This is a genomic window from Capnocytophaga sp. oral taxon 412 str. F0487 (assembly GCF_000271925.1).
Taxonomy (GTDB): Bacteria; Bacteroidota; Bacteroidia; order Flavobacteriales; family Flavobacteriaceae; genus Capnocytophaga; species Capnocytophaga ochracea.
Genome location: NZ_AJZR01000047.1, coordinates 56,252 through 78,268, shown reverse-complemented (window position 1 = coordinate 78,268; position 22,017 = coordinate 56,252). Strand labels below are relative to the sequence as shown.

Below are 22,017 nucleotides of genomic sequence, written 5' to 3'. Positions count from 1 at the left end.
GTACCTTTGCACCCGCAAAAGAGGATAGTAATGCCTCTGGAGCGGAAAGAACAACACGTACATTGACATAATGTTGTACAGCACAAAGAAAGATTTAAAGAATTGAGTGAAACCTGAAGTCAATAACTAAAAGTCGGTTAGAAGATATAAAAGATTTTAACGATGAAGAGTTTGATCCTGGCTCAGGATGAACGCTAGCGGCAGGCCTAACACATGCAAGTCGAGGGGGAAGTTACTTTCGGGTAACTGAGACCGGCGTACGGGTGCGTAACGCGTATACAATCTGCCTTTCACTGGGGGATAGCCCGAAGAAATTTGGATTAATACCCCATAGTATAGTAGTGTGGCATCACACAACTATTAAAGCCTTGGTGGTGAAAGATGAGTATGCGTTCTATTAGCTAGTTGGAGAGGTAACGGCTCCCCAAGGCGATGATAGATAGGGGTTCTGAGAGGGATGTCCCCCACACTGGTACTGAGATACGGACCAGACTCCTACGGGAGGCAGCAGTGAGGAATATTGGACAATGGTCGGAAGACTGATCCAGCCATGCCGCGTGCAGGATGACGGCCTTATGGGTTGTAAACTGCTTTTGTAAGGGAAGAATAAGGGCTACGCGTAGTTTGATGACGGTACCTTACGAATAAGCATCGGCTAACTCCGTGCCAGCAGCCGCGGTAATACGGAGGATGCGAGCGTTATCCGGAATCATTGGGTTTAAAGGGTCTGTAGGCGGGCTGGTAAGTCAGAGGTGAAAGCGCTTAGCTCAACTAAGCAACTGCCTTTGAAACTGTTGGTCTTGAATGGTTGTGAAGTAGTTGGAATGTGTAGTGTAGCGGTGAAATGCTTAGATATTACACAGAACACCGATAGCGAAGGCATATTACTAACAATTAATTGACGCTGATGGACGAAAGCGTGGGGAGCGAACAGGATTAGATACCCTGGTAGTCCACGCTGTAAACGATGGATACTAGCTGTTTGGAGTAATCTGAGTGGCTAAGCGAAAGTGATAAGTATCCCACCTGGGGAGTACGTTCGCAAGAATGAAACTCAAAGGAATTGACGGGGGCCCGCACAAGCGGTGGAGCATGTGGTTTAATTCGATGATACGCGAGGAACCTTACCAAGGTTTAAATGGGGACTGACAGGGGTAGAGATACCTTTTTCTTCGGACAGTTTTCAAGGTGCTGCATGGTTGTCGTCAGCTCGTGCCGTGAGGTGTCAGGTTAAGTCCTATAACGAGCGCAACCCCTGCCATTAGTTGCTAACGAGTTAAGTCGAGCCCTCTAATGGGACTGCCGGTGCAAACCGAGAGGAAGGTGGGGATGACGTCAAATCATCACGGCCCTTACATCTTGGGCTACACACGTGCTACAATGGCCGTTACAGAGAGCAGCCACTGCGTGAGCAGGCGCGAATCTATAAAGACGGTCACAGTTCGGATCGGAGTCTGCAACTCGACTCCGTGAAGCTGGAATCGCTAGTAATCGGATATCAGCCATGATCCGGTGAATACGTTCCCGGGCCTTGTACACACCGCCCGTCAAGCCATGGAAGCTGGGAGTACCTGAAGACGGTCACCGCAAGGAGCTGTTTAGGGTAAAACTAGTGACTGGGGCTAAGTCGTAACAAGGTAGCCGTACCGGAAGGTGCGGCTGGAACACCTCCTTTCTAGAGAAGACCGATTAAATTATTAATGGTTAATTATTAACGATTAAAGGACTAATGGTATATTTGATTCTTTAAATCTTGCTGTCAACAAAAAAATAAGGTACAGAGTAATTGATAGAGAGGAAGAAATCTCTTATCTCTTACCTTTTACCTAAAAGAACAAAGTCTCATAGCTCAGCTGGTTAGAGCGCTACACTGATAATGTAGAGGTCGGCAGTTCGAGTCTGCCTGGGACTACAAGAAGCTAAAGAAGGAAATTTCTAGGAGTGAGCTGGAGGAAGAATCCTCTTACCTCTTACCTCATATCTCTTACCTAGAGACAGGGGGAATTAGCTCAGCTGGCTAGAGCACCTGCCTTGCACGCAGGGGGTCAAGGGTTCGAATCCCTTATTCTCCACAAACACTCCCTAAAACCCCCTCTCCTTTGGAGAGGGTTAGGGTGAGGGTGAGGAAGCAGTACATTGACATATTGGGATAAAGAGCATAAGAGATCAATAAGGATTTATTGATCATCTAACGAAATATTAAAAAGAATCAAAGAGAACGAGAGGTACCTAGATAATTGTCAATTATCAATTGTTAATTGTCAATTGACTAGGACTACAAGCGCGAAAAGTTATGTAAGGGCGTATGGGGGATGCCTAGGCTCTCAGAGGCGAAGAAGGACGTGATAAGCTGCGAAAAGTTGCGTGGATTGGCACATACGATATGATACGCAAATATCCGAATGGGGCAACCCAGTACATTGAAGATGTACTACATCGTAAAGATGGGCAAACCCGCTGAACTGAAACATCTAAGTAGGCGGAGGAGAAGAAAACAAAAGTGATTCCCAGAGTAGTGGCGAGCGAAATGGGATTAGCCCAAACCCATATTGTTACGGCAATATGGGGGTTGTAGGACCCAGATATAGGTTGTAAAGCTGGATTAGAAGTGTTTGGAAAGACACACCATAGAGAGTGAAAGTCTCGTATAGGCACAGTTTTATAAATCTTATGGGTATCCTGAGTAGGTCGGGGCACGTGGAACCTTGACTGAATTTGCCGGGACCATCCGGTAAGGCTAAATACTCCTGAGAGACCGATAGTGAACTAGTACCGTGAGGGAAAGGTGAAAAGAACCGTGAATAACGGAGTGAAATAGACCCTGAAACCATACGCTTACAAGCGGTTGGAGCAGCTTTAGGCTGTGACAGCGTGCCTTTTGCATAATGAGCCTACGAGTTACTGTTACCAGCGAGGATAAGTATTTCAGATACGAATCCGTAGCGAAAGCGAGTCTGAATAGGGCGATTAATAGTTGGTAGTAGTAGACGCGAAACCTGGTGATCTACCCTTGGGCAGGTTGAAGCGCTGGTAACACAGCGTGGAGGACCGAACTGGTTGTCGTTGAAAAGACTTCGGATGACCTGAGGGTAGGGGTGAAAGGCCAATCAAACTGGGAAATAGCTCGTACTCCCCGAAATGCATTTAGGTGCAGCGTTGAAGTGAGTTTAATAGAGGTAGAGCTACTGATTGGATGCGGGGGTTTCATCGCCTACCAATTCCTGACAAACTCCGAATGCTATTAAATGCTCATCAGCAGTGAGGGTATGGGTGCTAAGGTCCATATCCTAAAGGGAAAGAACCCGGACCATCAGCTAAGGTCCCCAAATATATGCTAAGTTGACCAAACGCGGTCTGACTGCACTGACAGCTAGGATGTTGGCTTGGAAGCAGCCATACATTTAAAGAGTGCGTAACAGCTCACTAGTCGAGCGGTTGGGCATGGATAATAAACGGGCATAAGCATATTACCGAAGCTATGGGGTAGTACAGAAGTACCTACCGGTAGGGGAGCATTCTATAGGCGTTGAAGCTAAAGGCGTGAGCCATAGTGGAGCTGATAGAAAAGAAAATGTAGGCATAAGTAACGATAAGGCAGGCGAGAAACCTGCCCGCCGAAAGATCAAGGTTTCCTCAGCTATGCTAATCAGCTGAGGGTTAGTCGGGGACTAACGCGCACCCGAGCAGGGGAAGTGGATGTACAACAGGTTAATATTCCTGTACCATTAATCTAATAAAAGTGACGGAACGAGATAACTACCGCGTACTGACGGAATAGTACGTTAAAGGAGCAGTTATAGCTTTGATAGTACACTGAGGCTTCGGCCGAGGTGATAGAGTGGTGACAACGTTTCCAAGAAAAGCGAAGATTAATGCCCGTACCGTAAACCGACACAGGTGATTGGGAAGAGAATTCTAAGGCGCTCGAGAGATTCATGGCTAAGGAACTAGGCAAAATAGACCTGTAACTTCGGGAGAAAGGTCGCCTATCTAGCGATAGGCCGCAGTGAAAAGGTCCAAGCGACTGTTTATCAAAAACACAGGACTCTGCAAAATCGAAAGATGAGGTATAGGGTCTGACACCTGCCCGGTGCTGGAAGGTTAAGAGGAGAGCTTAGCGTAAGCGAAGGTTTGAATTGAAGCCCCAGTAAACGGCGGCCGTAACTATAACGGTCCTAAGGTAGCGAAATTCCTTGTCGGGTAAGTTCCGACCTGCACGAATGGTGTAACGATTTGGACACTGTCTCGGCCATGAGCTCGGTGAAATTGTAGTATCGGTGAAGATGCCGATTACCCGCAGTGGGACGAAAAGACCCTGTGCACCTTTACTATATCTTCGTATTGGTCTTGGATAAGTGATGCGTAGGATAGGTGGGAGACTTGGAAGCGGCTATTCCGGTAGTTGTGGAGTCGTTGTTGAAATACCACCCTTTGCTTATCTGAGGTCTAACCCTGCGATGCAGGGGACAATTCGTGGAGGGTAGTTTGACTGGGGTGGTCGCCTCCAAAAGAGTAACGGAGGCTTCTAAAGGTTCCCTCAGCACGCTTGGTAACCGTGCGAAGAGTGCAATGGCATAAGGGAGCTTGACTGAGAGACCAACAAGTCGATCAGGTACGAAAGTAGAGCATAGTGATCCGGTGGTTCCGTATGGAAGGGCCATCGCTCAAAGGATAAAAGGTACGCCGGGGATAACAGGCTGATCTCCCCCAAGAGCTCACATCGACGGGGGGGTTTGGCACCTCGATGTCGGCTCGTCACATCCTGGGGCTGGAGAAGGTCCCAAGGGTTGGGCTGTTCGCCCATTAAAGTGGCACGCGAGCTGGGTTCAGAACGTCGTGAGACAGTTCGGTCTCTATCTACTGTGGGCGTTAGAAATTTGCGTGGATCTGACTCTAGTACGAGAGGACCGAGTTGGACGCACCGCTGGTGTATCTGTTGTCTTGCCAAGGGCATAGCAGAGTAGCTAAGTGCGGATGGGATAAGTGCTGAAGGCATATAAGTACGAAACCCGCCACAAGATGAGATTTCTTTTAAGGGTCGTGGGAGATGACCACGTTGATAGGTTACAGGTGTAACGGTGGTAACATCATAGCCGAGTAATACTAATCACCCGTAGACTTTTCGCGCAGTATTCTTTTTTATAGATAAGAGTTAAGAGATAAGAAGTAAGAAAGTGTAATACTACTTATGTTTTATCAATTATTAATCTCTTAAGAAGTTAGTTAAGATATGTTTTTTATCCCTATATGTTAAAAAAATAAGGTTACAGGCACTAGGTTATAGGCATCAGGGATTCCCCTGAAACCTAACCCCTGACCCCTGACACCTAAAAGATTTAAGGTGGTTATAGTCAAAGGTCTCACCTCTTACCATTCCGAACAGAGCAGTTAAACCTTTTAGCGCAGATGGTACTACGGTCACGTGGGAGAGTATGTCGCCGCCTTCTTATAAAAAGAGCAATTCTGATAAAGAATTGCTCTTTTTTATTGTTTGAAGTTGTGGGACTGCTTGGAAAGAGGGCGGACGATTTGGAGAGAAAGTAGGAGAATTTATAAAACTGTATATCGCAAAAAGGTCTTAACTTATATGAACCTTATATGAATCTTGAACAATTGTTATACAAAGAATATGTAAAAAGTTAAGAGTGAAAAGTTTTTGATTGAGTAGGAAAAAAAAGCTTATGAGGTAAGTGATATACTTGAAAATTAGGGTTTATTCGAAGGAAGAGCGAAGCTAAGACGAAGAAAAGACGAACAATAAACGAAGAATGAACGAAGAATGAACGAAGAATGAACGAAGAATGAACGAAGAATGAACGAAGATTTAATAAAGATAAAATATACTAAAAAGATTCCTTTATTTTATATGTTATGATATATTGCCTATTTTTGAGAGGTGTGTAAGAAATAATCAAAAAAAACTTGTTTTGTATAAAATAATGTTTTATCTTTGCCATCGAATAAAATATAATATAATATAAAACTGACCTCTTCACTATCATTATTATTAACTTTTAATTCGCTGACATATGAATATAATATTCAACTCAAGAGTATTAAAAAAACTGAACAAACTTTGCTTTAAAGCTTGGTTTGTTTGCTTGCTATTTTTCTTTGGTATGAGTCATGCTCAACGGGAAGACTTTAAGACTTTGGTAGAGAAAGCCACAAAGGGTGATATGGAAGCTCAAGTGCGTTTGGCAACTAATTATGAAAAAGGTATTGGAGTACCTCAGTCCTTTCCTAAAGCTGTTTCTTGGTATGAAAAAGCAGCAGAACAAGGTGATGTAAAATCACAGACGAAATTAGGACTTTGTTATTACTATCGGAAAGGAGTTGTACAGTCTTATGAAAAAGCAGCTTATTGGTTTCAGAAAGCAGCTGAACAGGGGTATGCTGAGGCTCAATCGAAATTAGGTGTGTGCTATCACAAAGGGCAAGGAGTAAAACAATCGGATGAACAAGCTGTATTGTGGTTTCAGAAAGCAGCTGATCAAGATTTTGCAGAGGCACAGAGTTTTTTAGGATATTGTTACTACAAAGGTTTAGGAGTAGCACAATCAGATAGTGATGCGGTACTTTGGTATGAGAAAGCTGCTAATCAAGGTGATGTTGAGGCACAACGCAATTTAGGTTCTTATTATTTCAAGGGGCAGGGAGTACCTCAGTCGTATACTAAGGCTATCTTTTGGTTTGAAAAAGCAGCTAACCAAGGAGACAAGGAGGCTCAAACTATTTTAGGATTTTGCTATTATGCTGGTACTGGTGTGGATAAATCACAAAAAAGGGCTATTTACTGGTTTGAGAAGGGGTGTAGGAATAATAGTCCTAAAGCTTGTGAGTATTTAAATGCTATTCAGCAGTAATAACTATAAAGTTAGGAATAAGAAAGATAAGATAATTATAAATTAGTGATATATGTTTAAGAATATCTTTCTTTTTGAAGGACGTATTAGGCGTACAGAGTTTGGACTATCTATTATTATAGATTATTTTGCTCTTATATTTTTGGGTGTAATAGATGCCGTAGTAACTCTAGGAATAGTAATAAAGTTTTTATTCTTTACATTTTTGTTTTGGTTTATTTTAGCTCAATCAGTGAAACGTTCACACGACTTGGGGCAAAGCGGCTGGTATGTGCTTTTACCTTTCTATAATCCTTTCTTTTTACTTTTTTCAGAAGGTGTATCGGGAAAAAATGAATACGGAGAAGATCCTAAAAAGAGAGTAAATTTTTTCAATGCATCAACCTTTTCTTCATCTATTTTACAACCGCCCTTAGTTAGAGCATATCAACCCATAGCTAAACATACTTCTGAGGATAGTACTTCTCATAGGTATGATTTTGTAGTTACAAAAGATGATACTATTCTGAAGAAATGGCTTGATACTGAGGTAGAGTCTATCAATATGTCTGCTGACCCAATACTTAATAAAGTGAGTTCTATAGGAAGAGATGTATTTTATGGTTGCAATAAGCTCATTTATATTATTTTTCCAGAACATCTTAACTTTATTAGTAATTTTGCTCTTGATGATTGTGAGCATTTGCATTCGGTGACTTTCCCTAGTAAATGTTTACAGATAGGTAATTGTATTTTTGGGAAGAATTGTCCAGAAAGTATAACACTTGAGACTGAAGAACCTCCTATATTGGATGGTTATTTGGCATATAATGATGAGAAATTGAAAGCTATTTATGTACCTATTGAATTTGTAGAAAAATATAGGATAGCTAGAGCTTGGGATAAATATGCAGATATTATTCAAGGACATTAATCAAACAACAATAAAGATTATGAAACGAGTTTTATTATATTTATGTATATTTTACTTTTGGGAAGTAAACGCACAAAAGACAAGAGAGGTTTATAAGGACTTAGATTCGTTATATTTGTTAATTCAAACAGAGTATGATTTAATTACCAAAGATTATGAAGAACACATTGCTGAGTTCGACTTCAATAGAGTGATCAGAATAAGAGAACAAATAGCTTATTATCTCTCTCATATTGATAAAAGAGCAGATTTAAGTAATATAAAATTATTGAGTGATTCATTGAAATCATATCCTGATACTGAAGAAATATTTTTAAACATTCGCTCTCAAAAAGCAAAACAACATCAGCTAACCACTTTGAAGCAGGCTTTTGACGCATTACAATTTGAAAAAGTATTAAACTTAGTAGCAATATATAGTGAAAATGGTTATATACCTTCTTATGAATTGGCGTATTATAAGGTTATGTCAGAATATAGATTGTTTTTAAAATCTTCTAATAATAAACAAGAGAAAGAAGCACTAATACAAAACTTGACTACTTATCAAAATGAATATTTAGGTAAGAGTAAAATCTATGACCGAGTGATAGATGATACTATAAAAAATGTGAAAAGAAGAAGATAATCTTCTACTCTTAAATTTTACATTCCTAAATAACGAGTTACTTTGTTACTGCGGCGAGTAGAGAATTTGATTTGTTTTATGTATGTAAGTTTAAAATTCGCAGTATTAATACCCAGTAAATCAACATCTTTAAAGTACAAATTCTTGTTGTTGTAAAGAATTGAAAAGGCAAGTGACCAGTCTTTTTGTGTATAAGATAATGAAGTATTAAGCCTAAAGTTTACGTACTGATTAAACTTCATTTTGCTTAGTGGATTAACTTCACCTCCAAAATAGAAACCCATACCCGCTAAAGCTGTAAAGGTAAGGCGTGGCAATATTTCAATACCTCCAGAAACGCCTCCACTGAAGCCTCCTTGTATATGTCTAAAAGTATCCTCATCAAGTGAAATAGCAGGAATTGCTACTTTGTGATAATAGATTCCAGCTCCTGCGTACCAAGTAAAAGTAGGTTGCAATGGGTCTCCATCGGGGTTGAAAATATTCTTTACTGAAAAGTTTTTTAAGTTGAAGAAATATAACATTTCAGAACCTATTTGTTGTATACGAGTATCTGCCAATATCTGAATATTATTCTTGCCTTCTTCATAGTAAAAACCCTTATAACTTTGATAATAGAAATCAAGTAAAATCTTTTGACTTATAAATGAATGTAACTGAAAATCGAAATATCTTGTTTTCCCATATTTACTCTCATTGCGCAAAGGGGCAACGCTCTGAGCATAATCAAGGTTAATATAAGTGTTGTGAATACCAAATCCTAAGCCAACCGTAAGTGGGTAGTTTGGCAATAACGACTTGTTTTTCAAAGCAGGATTTAATGGTTCATCTTCTATATCTATTGATAGATAATTGATACTCAAAGAGGGTTTAATCCACATTTTATAGTGATGCCTCTTAGTAGAAGTGGTATCTTGTGCCCATAAAGTAGTGATTGATAAGAAAAATAATATTATGTATTTCATTTTGTTAGACATTAGATTTTAAGAATTAGGAATTAGAAGTTAGATGTTTAGGTATTATTAGATATACTTTGTCAAAGTCTTACTACTTTGACAAAGTATATACTGCAAAGTATATACTGCATTTTAGTAGCCTAAAATCTTTAGCATTTCGTCAGCTTTTTGTTGTTCCATAAAGAGACGAGAGGTAAGGTTACCATTTTTATCTTTATCAATAAGTACAATTTTAGGTTGTGGAATCAAACAGTGTTGTAAGCCTCCTACTCCTCCAATACTATCCTGATAAGCCCCTGTGTTGAAGAAACCTATATACAATGGCTTATTTTTGTTGTATTTTGGTAAATAGATAGCGTTCATATTCTGTTCGCTGTTGTAATAATCATCACCATCACAAGTGAGTCCACCGAGCAGTACGCGTTCGTATTCATCGTTCCAGCGGTTAATAGGCAATAGTACGAAACGCTTGTTGATAGCCCAAGAGTCAGGTAAGGTAGTAATGAAAGAGGAGTTTATCATATCCCATTTTTCACGGTCGTTTTGCTGCTTTTGATACATTATCTCATAAATAGCCCCCCCAGCTTCGCCTACTGTAAAACTACCAAATTCAGTAAAGATATTTGGTACAGGCACTTTTTCTTGGTCACAAGTGATTTTTATCTGACGGATAATCTCGTCTACCATATAAGCATAATCAAATTCAAAAGCCAACGAGCTCTTGATAGGAAAACCACCGCCTATATTAAGGCTGTCGAGTTCAGGCGCAACCTTTTTGAGTTGGATATACACACGCAAACACTTGAGGAGCTCATTCCAATAGTAGGCATTGTCTTTAATCCCCGTATTGATAAAAAAGTGCAACATTTTGAGTTGTACTTTAGGGTTGTCCTTAATCTCACGGTTGTAGAAAGGGACAATGTTTTTATAACCAATTCCCAAACGACTGGTATAAAACTCTGAACGAGGGTCTTCTTCAGAAGCAATACGAATACCTATACTGTATGAACCTTTTATTTTTTCTTCAAATAAATTAATTTCCTCATAGTTATCAATGATAGGAATACAGTTGTGGTAGCCACGATTGATAAGGTCAGCTATGCCATCGATATAAGCATCGCGCTTGAAACCGTTGCATAGAATGTGAGTCTCTTTACTAATAAGTCCGTCATTGATAAGGTTATTGATGATATTGATATCAAAAGCCGAAGAGGTTTCCATATGAATGTCGTTCTTCAATGCCTCTACCATTACGTGTTTGAAATGCGAACTTTTAGTGCAATAACAATAGTTGTATGCTCCTTTGTACTTGTGCTTCTTGATAGCCTTTTCAAACCATCTTTTGGCACGCTGAATATTCTCGGATATTTTCGGAAGATACATAAATTTGAGGGGTGCTCCATACTTGCGTACGAGCTCCATTAAATCGATATTGTGAAAGCGAAGTTCATCGCCATCTAAGGTAAATTCGTCTTGTGGGAAGTAATAGGTTTGGTCAATTAGGTCGATATATTTATTTTTCATTTGTACAGTGTAATTTAAATAATGAGTAATTTTTTAGTAAAAAAATATTCAGATAACATCTTGGCTATCTATCCATATTACCTAATTACACCTGATTCAAATACGAAGCGGTGAAAGGCTCTTAGCCTTAAACTTAATTTGCAAGGAATGAGTACGTGCAGAGTGAAAATAACTTAAAAATAAGATGTTCATTTTCAGCAACCAAAGGTTTTTAGTAATTAAATTATTTTATAGTTCAGTGATAGTGTATCATTACTTATCAGAATGCAAAAGTAATTATTATTTTTAAATTACAAATACATTCGATAGAAAAAAGTATTGTGAACCCATTCCAGAACCGATTCCTATTTTTCTATTTTTATATATCCTTCATCCGTATAAAAAACATTTTACCATAGTTTACGCTTCTCTACCATTGATTTTATACTCCAAACTGTCTCAAGTGGTGGTCGAAGTGTTTCCATTGAAGAATACCCCATTCGTCAGGAGAAAGTTTTCCAAAAAAAGAATGTGGGTGAGTGCTACATTTTTCTTTTCCGTTGGTGTAGAAAAGGGTGATGAGCTCTTTAGTTTTTTGCTTTTCCCTGTCAAAATCATCAATAGAAATATCGGTAACGACATACATTTTATCGGTTGGAGCGTTTTTTGCCATTGGTTGGTTGTTTAGAAACTTTTTCTTCATCAATTTTCCTATGATTCTACCAATGAACATTCTCTTCGGAAAGTTCTTGCCTAAGGGTGTTTCTATAGAGGCGTTCAAATGGGCTAACATCTGTACAATGTTCATTTTTCCCCATTGACGCTCAGCATCTACTTTTAAATTTTCTAAACGATTTAGTATTTCGTTTTTATCGACTTCGTTATATAAGTTTTTCATTACTGAGAGTTGTTTTAAAAAGCTTTGCCAAAGATACGAATTGCCTATGCGACTCGTTCCTTTGGCAAAGTGTATAGTCTAATAATTTGTTATTTTACCAAATCTACTATCTCATTTACTATTTGCAATTCTTCATTAGTAGGGATGATAAGTATTTTCACGCGGCTATCAGCAGCTTGAATCTCTACGGGTTTAGTAGGATGATTGAGCTCTTCGTTTTTCTTCTCATCGAGCTTGATACCAAAGAAATCTAAGTGTTTACAAGCGAATAAACGGGTAAGAGCATCGTTTTCGCCCAAACCTGCGGTAAATACAATGCTATCCAAACCATTAAGTGCTGCTGTATAAGCGCCTATAAACTTCTGAATGCGGTAGCCGTACATCTCATAGCAAAGAGCTGCATTGGCATCACCTGAACGATATAGAGCTGCTACATCACGAGCATCAGAATGTCCTGTGAGCCCAAGCATACCACTCTTCTTGTTAAAGAGTGTTTTCACTTCTTCATAGTTCATACCTAATTCTTGTCCCAAGAAGAAAACTACTGAGGCATCTATCTGCCCAGTACGCGTTCCCATAATGAGTCCATCGAGTGGTGTAAGTCCCATTGAAGTGTCTACACATTGTCCTTTTTCGTTTACAGCAGCCATACTCGCCCCATTACCCAAGTGAATGGTAATGTTCTTGATATGTTGATTATTAAGGTGTTTACGAGCCTGTGCATCTACATACTTATGACTAGTGCCGTGGAATCCATAAGCGCGTAATCCGTATTTTTCATAGTATTCATTAGGAATTGCATAGCGGAAGGCTTTAGCAGGCATTGTTTGGTGGAAAGCAGTGTCAAAAACGGCTACGTGAGTAGCTTTATTAAAGAGTTTTTGTGCTACGCGTATCCCTTCTAAATGTCCTGGGTTGTGCAAAGGCGATAGAGGAATAAGACGTTTGATTTCGGCTACTACCTCATCAGTAATTACAGTAGGTTGTACAAACTTCTCACCTCCGTGTACTACGCGGTGTCCTACCCCTTTAATATCGCTAGGGTTGTGGATAACGCCTACTTCGGGGTCTGTAAGAAGTTCAGCTACCAAATTCATACCCACTTCGTGAGTAGGAATAGGTTGTTCTTTCTTCACTTCTATCTCTTTGCCATTTTTTACAGCCACATATTTCACGTAGCTACCGTCAATATTGATGCGGTCTACAATTCCTTTTACTTTCGATTCTCCTGTTTTAGAGTCGATAAGCTGATATTTGAGAGATGAACTCCCTGAATTAATGATTAATATTTCCATTTTAGTCTTTTGTTATTAGTCGTTAGTTTTCCCCTCCTTTGGAGAGGGGGTAGGGAGGATACTAAAACTCTGATTGTATCGCAGTGATAAGTACAGTGTTGTAAATATCAGGGATAAGAGCCCCACGACTGAGGTCGTTTACGGGTTTCTTTAATCCTTGTAGCATAGGTCCTATGGCTAAACCTCCTGTTTCACGTTGCACCGCCTTATAGGTGTTGTTACCGGTGTTAAGGTCAGGGAAAATAAGCACATTGGCTTGTCCTGCCACAGGTGAATTTGGCATCTTTTGTTTTCCTACTTTTGGGTCTACCGCAGCGTCATATTGTATAGGTCCTTCTACGAGTAACTCTGGGCGACGTTCTTTTACAAGGGCTGTTGCTTCACGCACTTTATCAACATCAGCACCACTACCAGAATTACCAGAAGAGTAGGAGAGGAGTGCTACCTTAGGTTCGATGCCAAAGGCAATAGCTGAGTCCGCAGAGCTAATAGCTATATCAGCCAACTGTTCAGCAGTAGGGTTAGGCACTACGGCGCAGTCACCATATACTAGTACGCGGTCGTGCAAGAGCATAAAGAATACAGAGGAAACGGTGTTCACCCCTGGTTTGGTCTTTACAAATTGCAAAGACGGGCGGATAGTGTGGGCAGTAGTATTTACAGCCCCTGATACCATACCATCAGCATCGCCTAAGAATACCATCATTGTACCGAAATAAGACGAATCGAGCATTAAGTCTTTGGCTTGCGAAAGCTCCAATCCTTTGCTCTTGCGCAATTCGTATAGTTTTTCAGCATAAGCCTCATATTTATCACTTTCAGCAGGATTGATAATACTGATACGTTCTTCGTTCCATTTCAACCCCAAAATGTTCTTAGCTCGTGTTTTAATCGCTTCGGGTTCTCCCAAGATAGTGAGGTAAACGAGTTCGTCCTCTGCTAATTGGGAAGCCGCAGTAAGAATACGGTCGTCAGTACCTTCTGGTAACACAATGCGTTTTTGTCCTGCACGTGCTTTTTGTACCATATTGTATTGAAACATACGAGGGGTAATAGTTTCCGATTTGAAAGAGGCTATACTGCTGTTGAGTTTCGCAGCATCTACATTTTCATCAAATAGTTGAAGAAGCATTTTTACCTTTTCAGTATTTTCAGGATAGATGCTTGATTTTGTATTCCCAATGATATTAGCAGTTTCAAAAGTATCTGTTTTAGCTATCATTATAGGAATGTTCTTTTGGATACCATCTAAAATCTTACTCATTGAAGGGTCGGGGGTTAAGTCGCCGTATAGTACTACCCCTTTGATATTAGAGAAATTGGAATAGTTAGCCACCAAAGAACCTGCTATGAGGTCAATACGGTCAGTAGGGAGTACAGCCAAAGTATCTTCGTTTAGTTTGGCTAAATAGTTAGAAAGTTGCATAGCTCCCACAATGGTATGTTTGGTGGTAACGTCTATATTGTCGCCTTTGTAAAGAAATTCAACGTTGAGTGCATTGGCTATCTCGCGGATAGTAGGGCGTGAAAGCTCTTCTTTGCGCGGAATCAAAGTGAAGGTTATATCTTTAAAGCGTTGTTCTAATTTGCTGAGCGTATCAGCGGTAGCATTGGTAGCCTTATTTACAAATACGCTAAGTACGCGCAAATCTTTTTCCAAGAAGTTGTTAAGATCTGCCTGTACTTGGTTCACCAATTCATCTTCTGATGAAAAGTTGTCTTTAAGCACTATCAAAGCAGGAATGTTGAGGCTTTGTGCTACCGAAGCGTTGAAGTTTGGGTCGAAATAGCTATCGTCTATAGTACTTGAACTATCCACTAAAACAAAGTCGAATTTGCTTTCTAAGGCTTTGTATTTTTTGATGATAGTGTCGTATACTTCCCCTATATTGCCTTCGTTTTTAAGAGCGATAACCTCCTGACGTGTGTAAGCATAGGCTTCATCGTAACTCATATCGAGCTGAAAGTGCTCCAAGACAGTCTCGATGAAAGTGTCTTTTTTAGATTTACTTTCTACAATAGGTCTAAAATAACCTACCTTGGCAGTGTTGCGCATAATCATTTGCAACACACCCAAACTCACCACCGACTTACCGCTGTGTGCATTGGTAGCGATGATATAAACAGATTTATTCATTTTTTTATTTACTTTTTAGTGTTTATATATTAAGTTGCAAAGGTAACAATATAATTTAAGAAAGCAACATAAAAAAGATATTTTTATTTTTAATACCTCAATAATCAATATCTATTCTTCTTTATACTCCTTGCCATTATATTTCAAGAATACGGTTTTAGTGCTTTTTTCCACTACTTTATCATCGCAATTTTTATCTGTAGCCTTTTTAATAAAAGTCTGTTTATCCTTAATGTTGAAATAGCCATTTGTTTTTTTACTATCCATTATAAACATAGAATTACTCTCATCTGACCAACTTCCTTCACAGTTATAGCTCCATTCCCCGTTATATGTACTTAATTGATATTGATGCAGTATTTTTTTAAGAGAGGTATTTTCTGGTAAAAACAAACTAAATGTTTCTTCAGAATAAGGATTTACTTTGCTACCATTTTTATAGAAAGCCCGAATGCCAAAAGCACGTATTTCTTCGGTAAGTATAAACTTAGCCGTATCAATAGAAAGCTCTTGTAATTCAACAGCATCCGAATAATACTCATCAATTCCCTTATACGACTGTGTTATTCGTTGTTGTAAGAAGTCATACACCACTACATAAAGGTCAAATGTTGCCTCGTTTTCGTCGTTCCCTTTTCTTATAGGAAATACCATTACCAATTTATGAGTGTCGTAAGGCAATACCTTTTCGGTATACAAGTCTTTATCAATCTTGTTTTTAGGAATTCCCAAAGTCTTGATAACTTGATTGTAAGCTTGTGCGTTCTCTTGAGCTTTCACCACATAAGAGCAAAATAATAAAGTAAAGATAAAAAGTAGTCGTTTCATCGTTCTTATAAGAATATCAGTTGAAAGCACAAAGATAAGGAATTTTTTAATAATTAATCAAACAAGAAAGTTTCTGTACCTCACATCTCTTTATTTGGCTCTTTCTTGTCCGTGTATCTTAGCTCGTTACTCCTTTGTTTTTCTTTCGTTTTATTGCCCTCAAAATTACCTTTTTTCTTCACTCTTAACCTCTTATTATCAACTATTTACATGCCCTTTCTATACCAATCGTCCAAGATTCGTATAAGCTTCCTATAAGCTCCCTATAAGCTAAGTATAAGATTTTTTCTTCCAAAAGAACATTTCCTTGTTATTTATAATTTCGTTTTCTTTTCTTATTTCTTATGCCTAATTTTGCCCTATACTATTAAGCTCGTTTTCATCATTATAATATTTTTGTGCGTGATAATTTGTCAGTAAATTTAAATGTATTATCTTTGCACCAACAATTTAGATTTTAAAGTAAAGAAATGAGTAAAGGACCTATTTCTCAATTTATCGAGAAAAACTTTTTACACTTTAATGCAGCAGCTTTAGTTGATGCTGCCAAAGGATATGAAACCCATATCACTGAAGGCGGAAAAATGCTCGTAGCACTTGCTGGAGCAATGAGTACGGCAGAATTAGGTATTTCGCTTGCCGAGATGATTCGCGCAGGAAAAATAGATATTATCTCTTGTACAGGGGCGAACCTCGAAGAAGATGTGATGAATCTTGTAGCACACTCTCATTACAAGCGTGTTCCTCATTACCGCGACCTCACTCCTGAGCAAGAAAGAGAGCTCCTCGACGGTCATTACAACCGTGTAACCGACACTTGTATTCCTGAGGAAGAAGCTTTCCGTCGTTTGCAAAAACACTTAGAAGATGTATGGCACGCAGCCGAAAGTAAAGGTGAACGCTATTTCCCTCACGAATATCTATATCAAGTAGTGAAATCGGGAGTATTGGAGCAATATTATGAAATCGACCCTAAAAATTCTTGGATATTGGCAGCAGCCGAAAAGAACTTGCCTATCGTATGTCCAGGGTGGGAAGATTCAACTACCGGTAACATCTTCGCCGCCAATGTAATCAAAGGAAACTTGAAAGCCTCTACTGTGAAAACAGGTATCGAGTATATGATTTATCTCACCGAATGGTATCGTGCCAATTCAGCGGGTAAGGGCGTAGGTTTCTTCCAAATAGGAGGCGGTATTGCTGGTGATTTCCCTATCTGCGTGGTACCTATGATGTATCAAGATTTGGAATGGGAAGGCGTACCTTTCTGGTCGTATTTCTGTCAGATTTCCGATTCTACCACCAGCTACGGTTCTTATTCAGGAGCAGTGCCTAATGAGAAGATTACTTGGGGTAAATTAGATATTGACACCCCTAAATTTATAGTAGAATCCGATGCTACCATTGTAGCACCTCTTATTTTTGCTTATCTTTTAGGTAAGTAATTTCAACTAAAAGGTAAAAGGGAACAAGTACCACTATACTTGTTCCCTTTTACTTTTTATCTTTCACCTTTTATCTTTTATCTTTTATCTTTTATCTTTTACCTTTTACCTTATATAAAACCCTTCTTTTCCTTGTTCTCTTCTTATGAAAATATAGCCTTGGGAGTAGACGTCTATATACACCGTAATCCTTTCATTAGCAGTAAGAGCTTGCCATAGGGAGGCTTTTTCTTTTTGGTAAATATTGTTGATGATAAGAATACTATCGTTGTGCATATAGTTTAGATAAATACTTAGATCTTCTTTGGGGTAATTGATAAAAAGCAAGTCGTATGTAACAGAAGGTTGCAACTGAAAGCTAATGTTACAGGTTTCTTTTATAGCAGTTATACTATTTAGCATATCTTCATCAGTGAAAATAGTTTTTACCTCTAAATAACGAATAATCTTCAATAATAACACCAATTGTCTTTTGGATAGGGTAGGAGGAAAACCCTTGATTTCTTGACGATTTACTAATTGTTTATTGTACAAGCAACGAGTTACAAAGTTGTAGACAAAAGGTGAGTGCACCCCGTGCTCATTGGTAGATTTTAAAAGGAATTTTAAATAACTCTTAAATTGCATCTTTTCTTTTCTTCAAACAAACACGGCAAAGGTAGAGAAAATTAGTAAATTGGCAAATTTTATTTGTGGGTATAAAATATTATTTGTACATTTGCAGGCTATGAGAGAAATTCTTGTTAAATATTTACCTGATAACGCAGTAACACCTTGTTTCGAACTGATAAAAGTAAACAACATCTATTTGAGAATTGTAAACGAACGAAAAACAAGGCACGGCGACTATCGGCAACTTCCTAACGGGCAACATCTCATCACAATGAATGCTACTGCTAATAAGTATCGTTTCTTGATAACTTTTATTCACGAAGTGGCTCATCTGGTAGCTTTTGAACGCTTTGGACGGCTTATCAAACCTCACGGTAACGAATGGAAATACACTTTCCAACAACTGATGAAACCTTTTATCATTCCTGAGATATTTCCTCAGCAATTATTAGGGGTATTACAACGGCACTTTCTCAACCCTATGTCTACTAGTGATGTAGACCCCGCATTGACAATCGCCCTAAAACAGTTTGATATCAATGAAAATATGAGCTTTATTTATGAGATTCCTTCAGGTAGTACGTTTCGTATCAAAGACGGACGCGTATTTCGCAAAGGACAACGCCGTGTGAAATGTTATGATTGTGTGGAACTCGGCTCAGGTAAGAAGTATATCTTTCAACCTCACGCCGAAGTAGAGCTCATAAAGGCTTAAAATCTTGAATTAAAATATTACAAATATTATGGTGAACAATTATTATGCAGTGATTATGGCAGGAGGCATAGGTTCGCGCTTTTGGCCTGTAAGTACAACTGAATATCCTAAACAATTTCACGATATGCTCGGTACAGGGCAAACGCTTTTACAGCGCACTTATTCTCGCTTGCAGAAGTTTATTCCGCAAGAGAACATTCTTATTCTTACTAACGAACGTTACAAAGAGATTGTAGAGGAACAAATTCCTAATATATTGCCTAAAAACTTGGTATTAGAGCCCTGTATGCGCAATACAGCTCCGTGTATACTCTATGCCGCAATGAAAGTGAACAAACGCAACCCCAATGGCGTAATGATAGTAGCCCCCAGCGATGCGTGGATTGAAGACGAAAAAGCTTTTATGCACAATGTGATTACTTGTTTTAATGCTGCACAGAAAGCCGACAATATTCTTACTTTGGGTATAGTACCTACTTTCCCTAACACTGGTTATGGTTACATTCAGTATGACAAAGACGATAATACTAGTATCAAAAAAGTAAATCAGTTTCGTGAAAAACCTGATTACGATACCGCCAAAGAGTTTTTAAAACAAGGTAATTTTTTGTGGAATGCGGGTATCTTTATATGGAGTACACAAACGGTACTTACCGCTTATAAAACCTATCAACCGGCGATGTATGAACTCTTTGAGAAAGGTAAAGCTACTTATAATACTGAAAACGAAGTCGATTTTATAGCCAAAGCCTATCCGAAAGCCGAAAATATATCGGTAGATTACGCTATTTTAGAGCCGTCTACTAACATTTATGTACTGCCCGCTAATTTCGATTGGAACGACTTAGGTTCTTGGGGCTCTCTACACGACAAGACCCCTAAGGATAGTGCCCAAAATGCTGTAATTAATGCAAGAGTATTACTCAAAGATGCCGAAAACAATATTATCCGCACCGAAGGTGATAAATGTGTGGTAATAGATGGACTCAAGAACTACATAGTGGTAGATAGAGACGATGTATTATTGATTTATCCCAAGGCAAAAGAACAAAACATTAAAGAGATAGTAAACGAAGTAAAGAATAAATGGGGATTACATTAAAGAAGTTACTCACCGAGAAGGGATACACCTCTGTTCCTCTTGAATTTACGCTTACTAAACACTTTGTTCTGCAAGCTAAAATCAATGGAGTAGAAGGACGTTTTATTTTGGATACGGGGGCTTCTAACACCTGTGTAGGAGTAGAGTGGATAACTTATTTTAATCTGCAAGCCGAAGCCTCCGAAATAAAAGCAGCAGGAGCAGGAGCAAGTGGTATGGAAACACAAGTTGCTGCAAAAAATCACTTAGAGATAGGAGGAATGAGTATGCACAAACTTCCTTTAGTGCTTTTTGATTTAACTCACGTAAACGAAGCATTAGCAGAGTTTCAAACACCCCCTGTTCACGGTATTATAGGAGCTGAAGTACTCCATAAGAGAAAAGCTGTGATAGATTATGCAAAGAAAAGGTTATATCTCTATTGGGCTGCTAAATAGCAAAATGTATTACCTCTTGTTGTAGGTTCATATTTTTTTTGTACATTTGCAAAAACATTTATACTTGATGAGTAAAAAGACACTTTATTTTGCCTTTGTGATAGGGCTATTTGCAATAGCTTGCAATGATGGTAATTTGGAAGTAGATACCATTTCATTTGAAAATTCTGATGTGCTATCTTGTACGACCAATGATACTACGGCTACTTTTTTATTCAAATATAGTCAAAAGCAAGCACTTATTCTTAATTTACCTGCTAATATTTTAGAAAATAAAGAAAAGACTGTTTCAGGCACTATACCCACTAATTTTAAACTTTATTACCGTACTTTCAGCGATGCGGTAAATACCAATTATTTTTGTAATACTTATCCTCCTGCTACCCCTAATGTTACTTCGCAAATTGAAGCGACAGGAGGAACTGTTACAATTGTCTCACGTCCCATTTATAATGAAACAACAGGTGCTTTGTTGCGTTATGACCATCAAATAAGCATCACTGATTTGGTACTCGTAAATCAAGATGGCAATAAAATAGTAGATTCTAATTTTGTTTTTGGGACTTATAAAACTAACAAATAGTAGAAATGAACCACTTTGTAGTATCAGCACGCAAATATCGTCCACAATCATTTCGTGATGTAGTGGGACAGCAAGCTATTACTAATACCCTACTCAATGCCATTGAAAATAATCACTTGGCACAGGCACTTCTCTTCACTGGTCCTCGTGGAGTAGGAAAAACTACTTGTGCCCGTATTTTAGCGAAAAAGATAAATGAACAAACTTCTGGGGTAGAAGATGAAAACGATTTTGCTTTTAACGTCTTTGAGTTAGATGCTGCCTCTAATAACAGTGTAGATGATATTCGCAAACTGATTGAACAAGTGCGTATTCCGCCTCAAGTAGGCAAATATAAAGTGTATATCATCGATGAGGTGCATATGCTATCTACTGCGGCTTTTAATGCTTTTCTCAAAACATTAGAAGAACCTCCTAAACACGCTATCTTTATCTTAGCAACTACTGAAAAACATAAGATTATTCCTACCATATTGTCACGTTGCCAGATATTCGATTTCAAGCGTATTACTATCAATGACATTCGAGAATACCTAAAATATATTGCAGAACAACAAGGAATTGAAGCAGAAGATGAAGCTTTGCAAATCATAGCACAAAAAGCCGATGGTGCGATGCGTGATGCTCTTTCTATCTTCGACCGTGTAGTAAGCTTTTCAGGAGAAAAAATAACACGACAAGCTACTTCCGAAATACTGAATGTTTTAGACTATGAGGTCTATTTTAAAGTAACTGATCTTATTTTAGACAATAAACTCCCTGAACTATTGATAGCATTTAATGATAGTATTGCACAAGGTTTTGACGGTAATCATTTTATTGCAGGCTTGGCAAGTCATTTTCGTGATTTAATGGTATGCAAGAATCCTACAACCATTTCCTTAATGGAAGTAGGGGAGGAGACCCAGAAGAAATATGCTGAGCAGAGCGTTCGTGCTACTGTACCTTTTTTAATGGAAGCTATAGCTATTGCCAATGACTGCGACCTAAAATATCGCACCAGTAAAAATCAGCGTTTGTTAGTGGAGGTTACCCTAATGCAACTCGCCTCTCTGACCTATGAGGGGGATAAAAAAAAAATGATGGACGCTTCATAATT

General features: G+C 38.7%; 16 protein-coding genes, 2 tRNA genes and 3 rRNA genes. 14 read left to right on the top strand and 7 right to left on the bottom strand.

The window, feature by feature from the left end:
• Window positions 1-159 precede the first annotated feature (159 nt).
• From HMPREF1321_RS07905 to HMPREF1321_RS07870, 8 genes are all read left to right on the top strand, one after another.
• Window positions 160-1,675 (top strand): 16S ribosomal RNA (locus HMPREF1321_RS07905).
• A 163-nt stretch (window positions 1,676-1,838) separates the two neighbouring features.
• Window positions 1,839-1,912 (top strand) — tRNA-Ile (locus tag HMPREF1321_RS07900).
• A gap of 86 nt (window positions 1,913-1,998) precedes the next feature.
• Window positions 1,999-2,072 (top strand) — tRNA-Ala (locus HMPREF1321_RS07895).
• 212 nt (window positions 2,073-2,284) lie between these two features.
• Window positions 2,285-5,127: ribosomal RNA gene (locus HMPREF1321_RS07890) — 23S ribosomal RNA — on the top strand.
• Between the two features lie 210 nt (window positions 5,128-5,337).
• A 5S ribosomal RNA gene (gene rrf, locus HMPREF1321_RS07885) occupies window positions 5,338-5,447 on the top strand.
• Together the 16S, 23S and 5S rRNA genes with 2 tRNA genes alongside form the textbook arrangement of a ribosomal RNA operon.
• Before the next feature lie 582 nt (window positions 5,448-6,029).
• A complete protein-coding gene (locus tag HMPREF1321_RS07880; RefSeq protein ID WP_009422110.1) occupies window positions 6,030-6,866 on the top strand; it encodes a tetratricopeptide repeat protein in 837 nt (278 codons plus the stop codon).
• Window positions 6,867-6,918: 52 nt separating this feature from the next.
• Window positions 6,919-7,779 (top strand): DUF805 domain-containing protein, encoded by an 861-nt coding sequence (locus tag HMPREF1321_RS07875; protein ID WP_009422064.1) that lies wholly within the window; start codon window positions 6,919-6,921, stop codon window positions 7,777-7,779.
• Window positions 7,754-8,407: a hypothetical protein gene (locus HMPREF1321_RS07870; protein ID WP_034575905.1), complete on the top strand. Its 654-nt coding sequence runs from the start codon at window positions 7,754-7,756 to the stop codon at window positions 8,405-8,407. Before HMPREF1321_RS07875 ends, HMPREF1321_RS07870 begins: the two co-directional genes overlap by 26 nt.
• A gap of 17 nt (window positions 8,408-8,424) precedes the next feature.
• Here the strand turns inward: HMPREF1321_RS07870 and HMPREF1321_RS07865 are convergent, their stop codons facing one another.
• The 6 genes from HMPREF1321_RS07865 to HMPREF1321_RS07840 all read right to left on the bottom strand — a co-directional run bounded on the left by HMPREF1321_RS07865 (window position 8,425) and on the right by HMPREF1321_RS07840 (window position 16,024).
• Window positions 8,425-9,372 (bottom strand): DUF4421 family protein, encoded by a 948-nt coding sequence (locus HMPREF1321_RS07865; protein ID WP_034575904.1) that lies wholly within the window; start codon window positions 9,370-9,372, stop codon window positions 8,425-8,427.
• Between the two features lie 123 nt (window positions 9,373-9,495).
• The gene (locus HMPREF1321_RS07860) at window positions 9,496-10,887 is read right to left on the bottom strand and encodes a decarboxylase (RefSeq protein ID WP_009422080.1); all 1,392 of its coding nucleotides are present in this window, start codon (window positions 10,885-10,887) and stop codon (window positions 9,496-9,498) included.
• 421 nt (window positions 10,888-11,308) lie between these two features.
• A complete protein-coding gene (locus tag HMPREF1321_RS07855; protein ID WP_009422083.1) occupies window positions 11,309-11,764 on the bottom strand; it encodes a DUF1569 domain-containing protein in 456 nt (151 codons plus the stop codon).
• An 89-nt stretch (window positions 11,765-11,853) separates the two neighbouring features.
• Entirely contained in the window at window positions 11,854-13,059 is a 1,206-nt protein-coding gene (locus HMPREF1321_RS07850; RefSeq protein ID WP_009422091.1) for an acetate/propionate family kinase, read from the bottom strand.
• A gap of 61 nt (window positions 13,060-13,120) precedes the next feature.
• Entirely contained in the window at window positions 13,121-15,196 is a 2,076-nt protein-coding gene (gene pta / locus HMPREF1321_RS07845; RefSeq protein WP_009422067.1) for a phosphate acetyltransferase, read from the bottom strand.
• Window positions 15,197-15,307: 111 nt separating this feature from the next.
• On the bottom strand, window positions 15,308-16,024 hold the full coding sequence (locus HMPREF1321_RS07840) for a hypothetical protein (protein WP_034575902.1): 717 nt from the start codon (window positions 16,022-16,024) through the stop codon (window positions 15,308-15,310).
• Window positions 16,025-16,494: 470 nt separating this feature from the next.
• Between HMPREF1321_RS07840 and HMPREF1321_RS07835 the strand changes: the two genes are divergently transcribed.
• Window positions 16,495-17,469: a deoxyhypusine synthase family protein gene (locus tag HMPREF1321_RS07835; protein ID WP_002671829.1), complete on the top strand. Its 975-nt coding sequence runs from the start codon at window positions 16,495-16,497 to the stop codon at window positions 17,467-17,469.
• Window positions 17,470-17,574: 105 nt separating this feature from the next.
• On the opposite strand, the gene HMPREF1321_RS07830 is transcribed toward HMPREF1321_RS07835, so the two are convergent.
• A complete protein-coding gene (locus tag HMPREF1321_RS07830) occupies window positions 17,575-18,096 on the bottom strand; it encodes a hypothetical protein (RefSeq protein WP_009422106.1) in 522 nt (173 codons plus the stop codon).
• A gap of 100 nt (window positions 18,097-18,196) precedes the next feature.
• Between HMPREF1321_RS07830 and HMPREF1321_RS07825 the strand changes: the two genes are divergently transcribed.
• From HMPREF1321_RS07825 to dnaX, 5 genes are all read left to right on the top strand, one after another.
• The gene (locus HMPREF1321_RS07825) at window positions 18,197-18,796 is read left to right on the top strand and encodes a SprT-like domain-containing protein (protein ID WP_034575901.1); all 600 of its coding nucleotides are present in this window, start codon (window positions 18,197-18,199) and stop codon (window positions 18,794-18,796) included.
• 28 nt (window positions 18,797-18,824) lie between these two features.
• A complete protein-coding gene (locus HMPREF1321_RS07820) occupies window positions 18,825-19,898 on the top strand; it encodes a mannose-1-phosphate guanylyltransferase (protein WP_009422111.1) in 1,074 nt (357 codons plus the stop codon).
• Window positions 19,883-20,335 carry a retropepsin-like aspartic protease gene (locus HMPREF1321_RS07815; RefSeq protein ID WP_009422107.1) on the top strand — a complete coding sequence of 151 codons (453 nt, stop codon included), beginning with the start codon at window positions 19,883-19,885 and terminating at the stop codon, window positions 20,333-20,335. The genes HMPREF1321_RS07820 and HMPREF1321_RS07815 overlap by 16 nt, the downstream gene beginning before the upstream one ends.
• 67 nt (window positions 20,336-20,402) lie before the next feature.
• Window positions 20,403-20,918 carry a hypothetical protein gene (locus HMPREF1321_RS07810; RefSeq protein WP_009418246.1) on the top strand — a complete coding sequence of 172 codons (516 nt, stop codon included), beginning with the start codon at window positions 20,403-20,405 and terminating at the stop codon, window positions 20,916-20,918.
• Between the two features lie 5 nt (window positions 20,919-20,923).
• Entirely contained in the window at window positions 20,924-22,015 is a 1,092-nt protein-coding gene (gene dnaX, locus HMPREF1321_RS07805; RefSeq protein ID WP_009422073.1) for a DNA polymerase III subunit gamma/tau, read from the top strand.
• Window positions 22,016-22,017: the final 2 nt, after the last annotated feature.